Source organism: Skermanella stibiiresistens SB22, assembly GCF_000576635.1.
In the GTDB taxonomy this organism is placed as follows: Bacteria; Pseudomonadota; Alphaproteobacteria; order Azospirillales; family Azospirillaceae; genus Skermanella; species Skermanella stibiiresistens.
The window spans coordinates 1-13,254 of sequence record NZ_AVFL01000064.1; the positions used below are offsets into that span (position 1 = coordinate 1).

The 13,254-nt window shown below is 63.2% G+C and carries 15 protein-coding genes and 1 pseudogene; 9 read left to right on the forward strand and 7 right to left on the reverse strand.

Features of this window, described 5'->3' with window-relative positions:
- The 3 genes from N825_RS34645 to N825_RS40655 form a co-directional block, all read left to right on the forward strand.
- On the forward strand, nucleotides 1-399 hold a 399-nt coding region (locus N825_RS34645), incomplete at its 5' end, for a calcium-binding protein (RefSeq protein ID WP_037461802.1).
- Between the two features lie 227 nt (nucleotides 400-626).
- On the forward strand, nucleotides 627-1,340 hold the full coding sequence (locus N825_RS34650) for an IS6 family transposase (protein ID WP_037461805.1): 714 nt from the start codon (nucleotides 627-629) through the stop codon (nucleotides 1,338-1,340).
- Nucleotides 1,341-1,458: 118 nt separating this feature from the next.
- Complete coding sequence (locus N825_RS40655; protein WP_245613328.1) at nucleotides 1,459-1,596, forward strand: hypothetical protein; 138 nt, start codon at nucleotides 1,459-1,461, stop codon at nucleotides 1,594-1,596.
- Nucleotides 1,597-1,773: 177 nt separating this feature from the next.
- Here the strand turns inward: N825_RS40655 and N825_RS34655 are convergent, their stop codons facing one another.
- Both N825_RS34655 and N825_RS34660 read right to left on the reverse strand, forming a co-directional pair.
- A complete protein-coding gene (locus N825_RS34655) occupies nucleotides 1,774-2,244 on the reverse strand; it encodes a Ros/MucR family transcriptional regulator (RefSeq protein ID WP_037461808.1) in 471 nt (156 codons plus the stop codon).
- A gap of 196 nt (nucleotides 2,245-2,440) precedes the next feature.
- The gene (locus N825_RS34660; protein ID WP_198039061.1) at nucleotides 2,441-2,845 is read right to left on the reverse strand and encodes an HU family DNA-binding protein; all 405 of its coding nucleotides are present in this window, start codon (nucleotides 2,843-2,845) and stop codon (nucleotides 2,441-2,443) included.
- 227 nt (nucleotides 2,846-3,072) lie between these two features.
- On the opposite strand from N825_RS34660, the gene N825_RS34665 reads away from it, so the two are divergent.
- A complete protein-coding gene (locus tag N825_RS34665; RefSeq protein WP_157619755.1) occupies nucleotides 3,073-3,330 on the forward strand; it encodes a hypothetical protein in 258 nt (85 codons plus the stop codon).
- 42 nt (nucleotides 3,331-3,372) lie between these two features.
- Here N825_RS34665 and N825_RS39495 read toward each other — a convergent pair whose 3' ends face one another.
- The 3 genes and pseudogenes from N825_RS39495 to N825_RS34675 all read right to left on the reverse strand — a co-directional run bounded on the left by N825_RS39495 (nucleotide 3,373) and on the right by N825_RS34675 (nucleotide 7,008).
- A complete protein-coding gene (locus N825_RS39495; protein WP_157619756.1) occupies nucleotides 3,373-3,666 on the reverse strand; it encodes a DUF4167 domain-containing protein in 294 nt (97 codons plus the stop codon).
- A 182-nt stretch (nucleotides 3,667-3,848) separates the two neighbouring features.
- Nucleotides 3,849-5,501, reverse strand: coding sequence for an IS1182 family transposase (locus tag N825_RS34670; protein WP_037461816.1), 1,653 nt, complete (start codon nucleotides 5,499-5,501; stop codon nucleotides 3,849-3,851).
- Between the two features lie 249 nt (nucleotides 5,502-5,750).
- A pseudogene (locus N825_RS34675) lies at nucleotides 5,751-7,008 on the reverse strand (IS256 family transposase).
- Between the two features lie 85 nt (nucleotides 7,009-7,093).
- On the opposite strand from N825_RS34675, the gene N825_RS34680 reads away from it, so the two are divergent.
- Together N825_RS34680 and N825_RS34685 are read left to right on the forward strand one after the other, a co-directional pair.
- Entirely contained in the window at nucleotides 7,094-7,804 is a 711-nt protein-coding gene (locus N825_RS34680; protein ID WP_037461819.1) for an IS6 family transposase, read from the forward strand.
- A gap of 422 nt (nucleotides 7,805-8,226) precedes the next feature.
- The gene (locus N825_RS34685; RefSeq protein WP_037461823.1) at nucleotides 8,227-8,742 is read left to right on the forward strand and encodes a GNAT family N-acetyltransferase; all 516 of its coding nucleotides are present in this window, start codon (nucleotides 8,227-8,229) and stop codon (nucleotides 8,740-8,742) included.
- Nucleotides 8,743-8,766: 24 nt separating this feature from the next.
- Here N825_RS34685 and N825_RS39500 read toward each other — a convergent pair whose 3' ends face one another.
- Nucleotides 8,767-8,922 carry a hypothetical protein gene (locus tag N825_RS39500; RefSeq protein WP_157619757.1) on the reverse strand — a complete coding sequence of 52 codons (156 nt, stop codon included), beginning with the start codon at nucleotides 8,920-8,922 and terminating at the stop codon, nucleotides 8,767-8,769.
- Between the two features lie 346 nt (nucleotides 8,923-9,268).
- Between N825_RS39500 and N825_RS39505 the strand changes: the two genes are divergently transcribed.
- The 3 genes from N825_RS39505 to N825_RS40880 all read left to right on the forward strand — a co-directional run bounded on the left by N825_RS39505 (nucleotide 9,269) and on the right by N825_RS40880 (nucleotide 10,771).
- Nucleotides 9,269-9,415: a hypothetical protein gene (locus tag N825_RS39505; protein ID WP_157619758.1), complete on the forward strand. Its 147-nt coding sequence runs from the start codon at nucleotides 9,269-9,271 to the stop codon at nucleotides 9,413-9,415.
- 571 nt (nucleotides 9,416-9,986) lie between these two features.
- Nucleotides 9,987-10,532, forward strand: coding sequence for a recombinase family protein (locus N825_RS34695; RefSeq protein ID WP_037461829.1), 546 nt, complete (start codon nucleotides 9,987-9,989; stop codon nucleotides 10,530-10,532).
- Between the two features lie 113 nt (nucleotides 10,533-10,645).
- Complete coding sequence (locus N825_RS40880) at nucleotides 10,646-10,771, forward strand: hypothetical protein (RefSeq protein ID WP_281174404.1); 126 nt, start codon at nucleotides 10,646-10,648, stop codon at nucleotides 10,769-10,771.
- 23 nt (nucleotides 10,772-10,794) lie between these two features.
- On the opposite strand, the gene N825_RS34700 is transcribed toward N825_RS40880, so the two are convergent.
- On the reverse strand, nucleotides 10,795-13,254 hold a 2,460-nt coding region (locus N825_RS34700), incomplete at its 5' end, for a DUF4214 domain-containing protein (protein WP_157619759.1).

Below are 13,254 nucleotides of genomic sequence, written 5' to 3' on the forward strand. Positions count from 1 at the left end.
TTGGTGGGCAACGGCGCGGATAACGTCCTCGCCGCGGGCTCGGGCAACGACACCTTGATCGGCGGTATCGGGACGGATCACCTCATAGGTGGAGCCGGCGCTGATGTGTTTGATTTCAACGACATCGGCGAGAGCGCTGTCGGCACGAGCCGCGACGTGATCGCGGACTTCCTTGGCGACACCGATAAGATGAATTTTTCCACCATCGACGCCGATACGAGCATCGACGGCAATCAAGCGTTCAGCTTCATCGGATCTGACGCTTTCAACACCATCGCTGGCCAGCTGCGTTTCGCCGACGGACTTCTGCAAGGTGACGTTAACGGAGATCAGATCGTTGACTTCGAGGTTGCCGTGATCGGCGTGACCACGATGACGGGCAACGACTTCGTTCTCTAACCAAACCTCCCAAACCGTTCGCGGCTTTTCGTGGAGACCTCGGTGCGTAACTCAGGGAGTGATCGGATGCCGCTCGCTCCCGCCGAGGTCGGTCGCTCCTCCGGGACTCGGGCATGCCGACAATCCTCCCCGTCATCTCCATGACGCCGCTGCGGATGTTCGAGGGCATCGTCAAGTTGGCGGCAGGGTGGGTTGCCTGAGCAGCGCGGGTCGGTTATGAGGCAGCCATGACGAGCACGACCAAGTCCCTCTACGCTGGCCATCGCTTCCCTCCGGAGCTGATCAGCTACACGGTCTGGCTGTGCTTTCGCTTTCCGCTGAGCCTTCGGATGGTGGAGGAGATGCTGGCTTTCCGCGGCATCAAGGTCAGCCACGAGACGATCCGCCAGTGGGGCCTCAAATTCGGCCAGGAGTTTGCCAACATCATCCGGCGCCGGCTGCCCCGGCCGGGCGACAAATGGCATTTGGATGAGGTCGTGCTCAAGATCGTTGGCAGGAAGCATTATCTCTGGCGCGCCGTCGACCAGGATGGCGTCGTGCTCGATGTGCTGGTGCGGAGCCGGCGCGACAAGAAGGCGGCCAAGCGGCTGTTGCGCAAACTCCTGAAGCGGGGGTGTCGGGTTCCGCGCGTCATGGTGACGGACAAGCTAGGCTCATACGGCGCGGCCAAGAAGGAGATCATGCCGGGCGTCGAGCATCGCCAGCACAAGGGGCTCAACAACCGGGCGGAAAACTCACACCAGCCAACAAGGCGACGAGAACGGCAGATGAAGCGGTTCAAGTCGGCCCGGCATGCTCAACGCTTCCTGTCCGCTCATGATCAGATCAACAACCTCTTCCTCTTGTCCCGCCACCTGATGCCCGCAACCGACTACCGCGCCGAGCGGACCCGCGCCTTCGAGGCGTGGCACGACGTCTGTGGCATCACGCAAGCCGCATAGCCCGATCCTGTGCTGGCGCCGTCAAGCTCGCCCAGATCTCGGCTCTCGCCCAACAAGTTGACGATGCCTGCTCTGGTCTTGGGCACGCAACACCGCGTGGCGGCACGTCAAGGCCGTGATGGCGGATGCCGGAATTCCCGACGGTCCTCACCGTTCACCCAAGGGACTGCGCCACGGCTACGGCGTCCACGCCATCAGCTCGGGCGTGCCGCTCAACATGCTCTCCAAGTGGATGGGCCATGCCACCCTTAGGTGACGGCGATCTACGCCAACGTCCTTGGTGCCGAGGAGCAGCGCATTGCCGCCCGCATGTGGGACCAGAAGCTACCGTATATCTGAGTCCCACTAATATACTGACCCGGTCACCGACCCGCGCCACCGACGAAGGTCGTGCCCCAATCGCGAACCGGGCGAAACGCCGGGAGGCGGGGGGTCAGGGCGTCGCCTTGGGACGGCCGCGTTTTTTCGGCGCCACGCTGGCGCGGCCCGCGCCATGACGCCTGCCCAGGCCGTTCGCCTTGGCCATGGCGCTGCGCTTCTCGGCGTAGGCGGACGCGACCATCGGGTAATCGTCCGGCAGGTTCCATTTGGCCCGGTACTCGTCGGGTGTCATGCCGTAGGTCGCCCGCAGGTGCCGCTTGAGCATCTTCAGCTTCCGGCCATCCTCCAGGCAGACGATGTGGTCGGCCGTGACGGATTTCCGGATCGGCACCGCCGGCTTCTGAAGTTCCCGCTCCGGCGGCCGCGAGGCCGGTTGGGCGAGGTGGAGGAGCGAACCGTGGACGATGCCGATCACGCCCGCGATCCCGGCCGACGGCATGGCGTTGCCCCGCAGGTAGGCGGCGGTGATCCGGCTGGTCAGGCCGATCATTTCCTCGGGTGTGGTGGGACCGCTGGGTCGCATCGAACTGTCTCCACTTGTCGGGCGGGGCGGGGCCGGCGCCGGTACGGGATCACGGTCCGGCCGTCGCGTTTCCGACCAAGGCCAGGTCGCGGGCGGGCCCTTGGCCCCCGTCCAAACCGCCTGGATCCCGCCCTCGGCGCCCTCCGGACGGAAAACCAACGGGCGGGGGTGACGCGAAGACGGTGGTTCCGCCGGCTCAGCCGCCGTTGAGCGCGTCCTTGACGGCCTTGCCGGCGGTGAACCTGGCGGCCTTGGACGCGGCGATCGTGATCTCCGCGCCGGTCTGGGGGTTGCGCCCCTGGCGCTCGCCGCGCTCGGAGACCCCGAAGGTACCGAAGCCGGCGATGCGGATCTCGTCGCCCCGCTTGAGCGTGTCGGTGATCGTGCCGACCAACGCCTCGACCGCCTTGCCGGCGTCGGCCTTGGTCAGGCCGGCGCGCTCCGCGACGGCGGCGATCAGTTCCGCCTGGTTCATCCTCAACCCCCTCGAACAGGCCGCCACCATTGGCGGTACCCTTTCCCTGCCATCGACCCGACCGGGTGACAAGGCGAACACGCCGAACCGCCCGATCCCGGAGCCGATTTGGGGCCGTGGTTGCATCGACGCTACACTCGGCGGACCAATCGGTCCGGAGTAGGGGTGGCTGCCGGACCCGATGTGTGTGGCAAGGCGGTACCGGGAGACCAATGGAACCCTCTCCAAACCCGGCGCATGGCCAAGATGAAATCCCCATGGGCACAGCTCATGGTCTTCCGGACCATGTCACTCGGCGCGGCGCTCCGCTCCGGGAACGCCAAGGCCTCGCCGGCACATCGATCCGCGCCACGATGGCCAGGCGGGTGGGTCACAACCCGGCTCACGATTCGATCATCGTCATCGGAGCGCTCCGCGATGCCGAAATGCTCAACGACGATCGCGTCGACTTCGAGCCTGCCGGTGGCGGTGGTGACCATGAAAGGCCTTGGCATGCCGGTCTGTCGGCGACGCCCGCCCGCTCGACCCCTCCCGACCGTCCAGCACCTTTTGAGTACGCTTTCAGGATCCGCAACGCCTCTGAAACCTCCAGCTTGGTTTCGCGCGGCTGAACCGGGCCGGACAGCGTGTGCCGGCATCGCGCCACTCTCGCCTCATCCGACGAGGGCGTCTTCTTTGATCGTCATTCCCGGATCATCCCCGGACCGCCGGTCAGCCATCGCGGTGCGGTACCAGTGTTCGGCATGCTGGAGATTATGCTGCGTCGTCACCTCGTCGCCGGCGGTCCTGGCCTGCTGGGCGAGTTCCAGGTAGCGGGCGTGCTTCGCCATGGCGCTCTCGCCACCGGCCTTGCCGCGGCCTCCACGACCAGCGCCGCCATGCCGTGGCGGCTTCCGACCGCCCGGAAATTCGTCGCGGGGCGAACGGTGTTGATCAGGTGGCGTCACTCACATCCTCGTCGTCTGAACTTTGAAATCTTGAAACATGGGAGGCACGATTGGAGCCGGAGGCATATCACGTGACCATCGGAAGAGCCACACGACGATTCGCGTGCTCGGATACCCGAGATCACGAAGCGGCCGTCCCCGGGGTCTGAGTAGCAGCGGACACTGTTGGCGAATTGTGGGACCTATGCGGTGGATGGCTGGAGAGCGGCGAAACGGGAGATCCGGGTTTTGGCTAGCGGTCGGCCGGTCCACCACGCCTCCAGGCGAACGATGTTGAGAGCGACGGCGGTCAGGACGTGCTGCAGCCGCGTCTTGGCCAGCCCGATATACCGGCATTGTCGCAGATCGAAGAGCTGCAGGGCTTGGGCCAGGGTGCCCTCGACCCCGGCGCGTGCCGCGTAGCGCTGGCGCCATTCCTCTGTTTCCTGCTGGTGCCGGGCTTCCTGGAGCGCCTCATGCTCGGCACGCGGCCGGAAGGTGAGGTTGCGCGGGCTGGCCTTGGCCTGGGTGCATTGCGCCCGCTCGGGACAATGGGTACATGCCCGTGAGGGAAAGCGGACGTGGATCACCGCGTTGCCCCAGGTGTCGATCTTCGGAACCCAGCAGGTGGCGGTCCGGTTCTGGGGGCAAGTCACCGTCTGCGCCTCCCAGTCGATGGTGAAGGAGCCCAGATCGTAGCCCTGACGCGTCTTGCCCTGCCAACTGGCGTCGGGACGGACCGGCCCCACCATCTCAATTCCGTGCTCGGCCTGGCTGGAGAGCAACAATGGGGCATCGACGTAACCGGTGTCGAGGAAATGTGATGCGGGCGCCAAGCCTCGCGCCGCCAGAGCTTCATGAATGGGCGCGGTTCGGTCGGTGTCGCCAACCGAAGCGAGCGTGGTCTCGACATGGGTGATCAGGTGGGGTGCACCGGCATCGCAGGTCTCGGTCAGGTGGATCTTGTACCCGACCCAGGTCGCGCTGCGCTTGTTGCCGTAGTGCGCCTCCACGTCGTAGGGCGAGTCATGGCGCTGGCCAGCCGGCGGCAACTCGGCTGCGGTCCGCCAACGGACCTGGTCGTTCTCAAGGTAGAACTGGTGAACCCAGGTTCGACGCAACGCCTGGACAGTCGGCAAGGCGTGCAGACCGGTCGGAGCGTCCGCCGCGTAGACAGCCGCCAGGATCTCGTGACCGTCGCGGCCGATTCGTTCGGCCAAGGCCGTCCGTGCCGCTTCGCCCTTGGGCAGGCGATACTCCTCGACCCGACGGCCATAGCGCTCGATCCAGTCGGCGGTGATCCGCTCGGTCAACCAGACCGGCGCCGCCTCGGCCAGGCTGTTCAACGCGGCCCGCAACGTCTCGCCGATTGTTTCCAACCGGTTGAGCCCGCGGATGGCGGCCAGGACGTGGGTGGAATCAGTGCGCTGTCGGCCACTGGGCTTCACCAATCCGGCCTCCTTGAGCCGAACCAGCAGGGTATCCAGCAGCAGCGTTTCCTGTTGCCCTTTGACCAGTCGGCCACGGAATTCACTCAGCACGGAATAATCGAAGCCCGGATCGGTGAGATCCAGACTGAGGGCGTACTTCCAATCGATCCGCCCACGCACGGCATCGGTCGCTTGCCGATCGGGCGAATCCTCCAGAAACTGCAGCACCGATACCAGCGCCAACCGCCACGGCGCCGCCGCCGGCTGGCCTCGCTCGGGGTACAAGGCGGCGAATAGTTCGTCCTGGTAGATCGTTCCCAACTCGTCGCGAAGGCGGAGAACGGCATTGCCCTTGGGAAAAGCGGCCCGGGCGACAGTCGCGGTATTGTCGGGCACTGGCGGAATGGTCTGCGGCTTGAGCGACATGATCGGCCCCCTGCGTTGAGGATGTCACTTCAACAGCCGCTGTCCCTGTGCCGTGACGAGGCCTTCGGAATTCGCCAACAGCATCAGCAGCGGATCAGAAGCTGTTCGCAGACGGGGCGGGCCTTGCGATACAGGAAATCAGCGCCTGACGTCTACAAACAGACTCTGAGCTGAACGGGGGCTGATCTCCAGCATTCTGGGACGCCTGGGACTATCGGGAATTTCGTGCTTGGCGGGGCGGGTTGACTATCAGGCGGTCATTGCGTTCGCGAACCGGTCGCCGAAGATGACGGCCATCTGAGCTTTGGCGGCCGTCCATTCCCGTGGCGGCATCTTCTAGTCTTTCTCCGCGCGATTCAAGACGAGAAACAGGAGCTTCAGCGCGGCCTCGTCACTGGGGAAATGCCGCCTGGCCCGCACCGCCCGGCGCAGCTTTGAGTTCAACGCTTCAATGGCATTGGTCGTGTAAAGAATGCGCCGGACCTCGCGCGGGAAGGCAAAGAAGGGGATGACCTCCTGCCACGCCCGCCGCCAAGCCTTGCCGATGGCCGCGTATTTCTCGCCCCAGTACCCCGTCTCGAAGGTCGTCAGGGCCATCTCGGCTGCCTTATCATCGACGGCGTCGTAGACCGTCTTCAGGGCGGCGGCGATGGCCTTGCGGTCCTTCCAGGACGCGAACTCCATGCTGTGACGAAGCAGATGAACGATGCAAGTCTGAACAATCGTCTCGGGATAGGCGGCCGCGATCGCCTCGGGAAAACCCTTCAGCCCATCGATCACGGCCAGCAGGATGTCCTCCACCCCTCGGTTCTTCAACTCATTCAGGACGCGCAGCCAGAACTTGGCGCCCTCGTTCTGCTCGATCCACAGGCCGAGCACCTCCTTGGCACCGTCGGCTCGCACGCCGATGGCGACATGGATGGCCTTGTTGCGAACCAGACCTTCGTCCCGGATCTTGACCCGGATGGCGTCCATGAAAACCAGGGGGTGGATCGCCTCCAGAGGCCGGTTCCGCCAAGCCGTCACCTCCTCGATCACCGCGTCCGTCACCGTGGAGATCTGGTCGGCTGAAACCTCGATGCCATGGAGATCCCGCAGGTGTCCGGTAATTTCCCGGGTCGACATGCCGCGTGCGTACATCCCTTGCCCGGCAGCCGTTGCCTTGGCAACGGCGAAAGGGAGATGATCTTCTCGTCGAAGCCGGGGAAGCGCCGCTGGTATTTGCCGATCAGCGCCGGATCGAACGTTCCCGTCCGGTCGTGGGGAATGGACAGGCCCATCGAGCCACCCTCGGTCAGCACCGTCTTCTGGCCGTAGCCATTGCGACGGTTGCCGCTCTCATCGCCAGCCAAATGATGATCCAGTTCCGCCTTCAGCGCACGCTCCGTCGCGCCTTCTTCAGCTGGTCGAGCAGGCCGTTCTGATCGAAAGCCGTCTTCGCATCGGCTCCAGCCAGCAGTTGGTCAAGGATCGCGTCAGGGATAACAGGATCTTTGCGTCGGGCCATTCAGGGTCTCCTTCTGTCTCAGGATAACCTCGCCAAGCACGAAATTCATGACAGTCCCGGCGTTCGTGTGGGGCATGGTGGCGGGATGAAACGTGTCCCTGATCCGCACCATCGTCACCGTTTTCCGGCCGACATCATCAGCCATGCGGTCTGGCTGTACCACCCGTTCTGCCTAAGCTTCCGGGACGTCGAACTGATGCTGGCCGTACGCGGTGTGGTAGTTTCCTACGAGACGGTCCGACGCTGGTGTCGAAAGTTTGCTCAGACCTTCGCCACCCGATTGCGGCGTCGCCGACCCGAGCCGGGCGATCATTGGCATCTGGATGAGGTGTTCATCCGGATCAGAGGCGTCCAGCACTATCTCTGGCGTGCGGTCGATCAGGACGGCGTCGTACTCGATGTCCTGGTCCAGAGCCGGCGCAACACCAAGGCAGCGAAGCGCTTTTTCAAGAAGCTGCTGAAGGGTTTGCGGTATGTGCCGCGGATCGTGGTGACGGATCAGCTGAAAAGCTACGCGGCCGCCAAGCGCCAGATCATTCCGCACGTCGAACACCGACAAAGCCGCTACCTGAACAATCGCGCGGAGAGCTCGCACCAGCCGACCCGCCAGCGAGAAAGGCGCATGAAACGCTTCAAGTCACCCCGGCAAGCACAGCAGTTCCTGTCCGCCCACCGCCCCATTCACCAGCGCAGCCATCCCCGTCGACATCTCATGAGTGCCGCCGAGTACCGCGCCAACCGCACCCACGCGTTCGAAGTCTGGAAGCAGGAGACATGCATCCGGAGGGCAGCATGAAAGGTCGGCTCACGGCCCTTCAACGTCTTCGCACGTCCGATACAAGTTAACGTGACAATGCCCGATGAACGCCCGGCCACTCCACGCTGTCAATCGTCGCTTCGTTCTGTCAGAGTGAAAGAAGGTCCGCAGCGCGATCTCGCCACCCAACCACTCCGGATCCTTCAGCAGGATCATGACGGCGTCGCGCTTGTCGGCGTTGGAGCGCGGCAGGCCATGCCGGGCGTTGGCGCCGACCGCGTGCGGGACCGCGTCCCGCCGTGAGCCGGGCCACACGTCGTCAAGGTTGTGTTGTTAAGCGCCGTAAGATCCCAACTCGGAAAATCGGCCGCGCCGGTTCAGCGGAGTGGGGGACTCGCGTCGGCCTGGAGGGCGCGCCGGAAATGGCTCGCATAAAAGAACACGCTGATCTGGGGAACGGCATGCTGATCAGGGACGAACAAGCCGGAGATGAGGACGCCATCCGCCAACTGGTCGAAGCCGCCTTCCACGATCATCCCCATGGCGACCAACGTGAACACCTCCTGATTGACGTCCTCAGAGCGTCCGGCGCGATGATCCTGTCGCTGGTAGCCGACCAAGACGGCGCCCCTGTCGGTCACATCGCCTTCTCCCCCGTGAGGATCGACGGCGCTTGCCAACACTGGTATGGCCTCGGCCCTGTCGCCGTCATCCCGGCCAGGCAGCGCTCCGGCATCGGCCAAGCTCTTGTCCACGCCGGCTTGGTCCGCTTGAAATCGATCAGCGCCGCCGGCTGCGTCGTGCTGGGCGATCCCACCTTCTACACCCGCTTCGGCTTCGCCGCGCGCCAGCAACTGACCTTCGCTGGTGCTCCACTCGAGTACTTCCTGTCGCTGCCATTCGGCGCGACAGTGCCGGCTGGTACGGTCGAGTATCATCCGAGCTTCTACCATCCGTCCCAACATGCCGAGGAATGACGCGACATATTTCCATAAAGGCGGTTATGGTTTGTCAGCCTTGGGTAGATTGCCGAGGTGGGCGCTGCTCTCCAGGCGGGCGCGGTCCTCCAAGGATACCGGCTCAAGCCGTCTCGCCAGACGGGATAGCTGATCCAGCCGATCCAGGCGATCGGCGCGGGTTTCCGCCCGCGGTGTCATGATGACATCCACAAAATCCGCTGCACCCCTGGAGAACGTTGAAGGTTGGTTCGATCGACATGCCAATGCCTGAAACGATGCAGGGTTCCTGACCTTTCGCGTCATAATCCTGTTGAACATCGGGCGATGCGTGTTTCCGCCCCACCATCCCATCCGGCGCGCGGTTTTCCCGTAACGTCTGTTCTGTGGCTTATCCCGAAACCTTCTCCCGTCGTGCCGGTTGGCGGGTGATGACATAGGATCCATTCACCCTGCGCGCCCGCCTGGACAAGCTGGTGGACCTGGCGCGGCTGAGCCGGTCGGAGGGGGATCGCGCCCGAATGGAGCGCTCCATCCAACTTGTCAGTTGGGCGCTTCAAGAAGTTGCCCGCGCCCGACGGGGGACAAGACGGCGCGCCAGTGCGAGACGGCCGAGGTCGAGGCGTTGCGCCGGCGGATCGTCGCCAAAGCCCGGGCGGCGGGATTGCGCGTCGGCGACAACGACAATTGGTGATGGCGGCCTTTCCGTGACGTCCGTTCGGCGGCCCCCCTGAAACCTTCCCCCGCCACGCCCGTTGGGAGGGTATGGACCAGGACCTTAGAACCTCGCTGCGACGCTCCCGCGCCCTCATCGCCCAAAGCCGGGCGGCCCATGATGCCGCCCGCGAGGCGACGGCCCACGCCGCCTCGCTGTGCGCGGAGAGCGCGATGGTTATGGACGAGATGGGTTTCCGACGATCCACCCTCCCCGGACGGGCCCGTTTTCCGTAACGCCAGTTGCGCGATCGGCCCCGCGCCGGATTGGTGTGTGTTTCCAATGGCCTCCCGTGGCGCGCGAGGTTATGCCGGCCGCCAAGGCCGGTTCTAACCCCCTTGACACAAACTGTGGTGCGTCCGTGGTTGAGTCGCTGACAAAGGAAAGGCGTGAGCTAGTATTTTCCAAGGTCCGCTAGGGTTTACCCATGCGGAACAGTTCCGCGAGACACCGAACCCCAGCATCCACCTGTGCCATTAGGGTTCACTTTCGCCAAACGGCACAGCATGGTATGATGGTCTAGATCCTAACGGAACAGACCGAGGGGAAGATGGCGATCTATGGCTACGCGCGGGTCTCTACGACCGACCAGGACCTGACGCTCCAGCGCGACGCTTTGAAGGCGGCCGGTTGTCTCGTTGTCCGCGAGGAGAAGGTCAGCGGGACGACGACGTTGGGGAGATCCGAGCTGCGGACGCTGATGGAGTTCCTCCAGCCGGGCGACACGCTGATGGTGACGCGGATTGACCGGCTGGCGCGGTCCATTGGCGACCTCCAGGACATCGTCCGAGAACTCAAGACGAATGGTGTGGCGCTCAAGGCGACCGAGCAGCCGATCGACACGTCGACCGCTGCGGGGAAAGCGTTCCTCGACATGCTGGGGGTCTTCGCGGAGTTCGAGACGAACCTGCGGCGCGAGCGCCAGCTCGAAGGCATCGCCAAGGCGAAGGCCGAGGGGGTCTACAAGGGGCGGAAGCCGAAGTTGGACAAGACCGCCATCCTGGCCTTGAAGGCGGAGGGCCTGGGTGGCAGTGAGATCGCCCGCCGGCTCAAGATCGGCCGGACGAGTGTCTACAGGCTGTTGAGGACCACATGATGACCTTCGTCGAACTGTTCACGGCGGCGAACGGCGGCAAGGATCGGAGGCCGGGTCAATGACCCCCAGCCGCGTGCAAGGTCTGGCGGGAGGCCGAGCCGGAGGACGCACGCTTGCTGGAGGCGGCGTGGGCGTGGGAACTGGCGCACGATCGCCGGGCCCAGGTGAAGGACGAGGTCGCGGTGCGGGAGCGGCGGCGGGCGATGGACGAGGCGACGGCCGCGGCGAAGGCGGAATAGCGAGGATCCAACCTCAACCCGTATCACAACAACCAGATGCCGTCGTCGATGCGGGGCGCCAGCTTCATCACGTGCTCGGCCGATTCCGAGAAGGCGAGGACGATGTCGGAGCGGTCGACGCCGGCATCCAGCGCGCCCCTCCAGTTGGCCAGACCAGCGGGCTCCGCCTCGCGGTCGAGCACGTTGCGGTACAAGGTTTTCACGAAGTTCGTGTTGTCGAGGGCGCCGTAGCGCTGCTGGAACTCCGCGGATCCGGTGAAGCCGTCGGCGGCTTGGTCCAGGCCCATCCCAGCCTTGATGGCGTCGGTCCAGGCGCCAAGCCCGCCAGCGTCGGGTAGGCGGTCGAAGACGCTGTCATAGAGACGGGCCACCGTGGCGGCGGTGTTGTCGCGGACCCAGATGCCGTCCTCCAGGACGGGCGCCATGCGCTGGATGTTCTCGACGGACTCCGAGAAACCCACCAAGGCCTCGGCGCGCGTCATCCCGGCCGACATGGCCTTGGTCCAGTTCGACAAGCCTCCCGCGTCCGCCTCGCGGTCGAGCACGTTGAGGTAGAGCTGCTTGACGAAGCCCGCGTCATCGGGCGCCCCATAGTGGAGGCGGAACTCCGTGGAGTCGGCGAAGCGCCCGGCCGCCTGCTTGAGCGTCATGCCGGCCTTCAGCGCGCCGGTCCAGTTGACCAGACCGTCCATGTCGGGCAGGCGGTCGAGGGCGGACTGGTAGAAGCGGTGGATCTGCGAGGCGTAATGGTGCGCGTCCTGGACCAGTTCGCCATCGACGAAAGTGGTGGACGCCGTTTCCTTGCCCGAAATTTCGGATCTCAGGAGCAAGGCGGTTTTCTCATAAAGAAGCTTGTCGTGCTCGTCGCGGGACGTTGGCTTGCCTCCCGGGATGCTCTTGCGCAGCACCGTCCCTGATGTGCCATAGGCCGCCACCTCCTTGAAGATATCAAGACCGGCAAGGGCCTGATACGGGTCAACTTTCTCGATCAGCCCCTGCGCCATCTTGCGCATGGCCGGCACGATGTCATCCGTGTGCTCCAAGTGGAACATCCGCGGGTCGTCCCGTTGATTAGGCGCGCCAGGGGATCCGAAGGTCATCCCATAATATCGATCGTCGCCAAAAACCCCGGCCTCCTGCATGAACTCCTGCGCCATGGACCCGCCCAGGCTGTGCCCGGTCACATAGATACGGGGCACTTGCATTTCCTTGACATAGGACTTCAACGCATCCACCAGAGGCCTGAACCGTTCGTAGTACTCAGATATCGAAATCCACTCGCCAATGTCGTCATATAGGTTCGCCGGCTTTTCCAAATCATCGGTGCCCCTGAAGGCGACCGCCAGTGTCGGCATTCCGTTGACAAGGGCATAGTAGACGTGCGCCACAACGGCGAAGGGATCCGCTCCCGACTTCCCATACGTGTGGTAAACACCATCCCGCATCTCGTACCGCGTCGAATACTCGCGCGTATCGGTGGCCAAGGGGGAAATCCCAAGCTCCTGGGCCAGGACAGGCCGCCAACCCTCGCCGACGAGAGGCTCGTCCTTGTATGACGCCACCGCCATATGGGCCAGCTCGTGAAAGACGTTGGTGACCTTGCGCTCGTTGTTTCCAAACGCCGTAAAGCTGATATGTTCGACGTCGGCCGATATGTAGTTTCTCTCACCCGTGACCCTGTCGATCGTGGTGGTCCAATCCACCCCACGATCATCCAGTATGTAGTCGCTGGGGCCACCCCTGAGATGAACGGTGTCGCGATCCCGACCACCGGCGAAGTCCTCGTCACCCCTGATGACATTGTTTCCTTCGCCAGGGTCTATGTTGTCGTTGCCGTCACCGCCCCATATGGTGTCGTCGCCAGCGCCTCCATGAAAGACCTTGGCTGGATTCCACCTGACTTCGGTCGTGATCTGGTAAGCGGATTTATTGGGTAGGGTAACGTTGTCGTTTCCATCCAACGCGTCATAGATCATGGCGGGATCTTCATCCACGGCCATTCGCTGCTCCGAAGCCAGTTGGTTGAAGTACGCGACGTCATCGTAGTTGGTGAAGAGTACTGACGGGGGAGGAGGAGGAAGATCTTGCAAGGTGACTTGAACAACAAACGTGTAGTATTCCTGATATACAACAGGGCTATATCTGTACTCATACGGGTTGAATGCCAAGTAGAAGGATGCAGGTTCATACCTTGAAGAAACACCTGCGTTGCCGGTTGTCCATGTATCCTTATTAAGATTTTGGTAAAAACTATTCGTGCCATAGTTGATGAATGGAAGGGAATATGAATACAATGCCGCTTCATCGATTGAGTAGAATGTTGAATAACCAATAATATTGGCTGAAATGTCTTTCCCAAAATTGAATTTTATGAAGAATACCCCGATATCGTCGTAAGTTCCAGTAAAGAGGAAGGTTGTACTCTTCGTGACGGTCTGTTCATAAGATAATGAATAATCCGGACTATCATCTATATGGGCATA

Excerpts from the sequence above, each read along its gene's own strand:
- N825_RS34655 (WP_037461808.1), bottom strand. The coding sequence starts at position 2,244 with ATGCGACCCAGCGGTCCCACCACACCCGAGGAAATGATCGGCCTGACC.
- N825_RS39500 (WP_157619757.1), bottom strand. The coding sequence starts at position 8,922 with ATGACACCGCGGGCGGAAACCCGCGCCGATCGCCTGGATCGGCTGGAT.
- N825_RS34685 (WP_037461823.1), top strand. The coding sequence starts at position 8,227 with ATGCTGATCAGGGACGAACAAGCCGGAGATGAGGACGCCATCCGCCAA.
- N825_RS34660 (WP_198039061.1), bottom strand. The coding sequence starts at position 2,845 with ATGCAACCACGGCCCCAAATCGGCTCCGGGATCGGGCGGTTCGGCGTG.
- N825_RS34665 (WP_157619755.1), top strand. The coding sequence starts at position 3,073 with ATGGCCAGGCGGGTGGGTCACAACCCGGCTCACGATTCGATCATCGTC.
- N825_RS40655 (WP_245613328.1), top strand. The coding sequence starts at position 1,459 with ATGGCGGATGCCGGAATTCCCGACGGTCCTCACCGTTCACCCAAGGGA.
- N825_RS34670 (WP_037461816.1), bottom strand. The coding sequence starts at position 5,501 with ATGTCGCTCAAGCCGCAGACCATTCCGCCAGTGCCCGACAATACCGCG.
- N825_RS34680 (WP_037461819.1), top strand. The coding sequence starts at position 7,094 with ATGAAACGTGTCCCTGATCCGCACCATCGTCACCGTTTTCCGGCCGAC.
- N825_RS34695 (WP_037461829.1), top strand. The coding sequence starts at position 9,987 with ATGGCGATCTATGGCTACGCGCGGGTCTCTACGACCGACCAGGACCTG.
- N825_RS34650 (WP_037461805.1), top strand. The coding sequence starts at position 627 with ATGACGAGCACGACCAAGTCCCTCTACGCTGGCCATCGCTTCCCTCCG.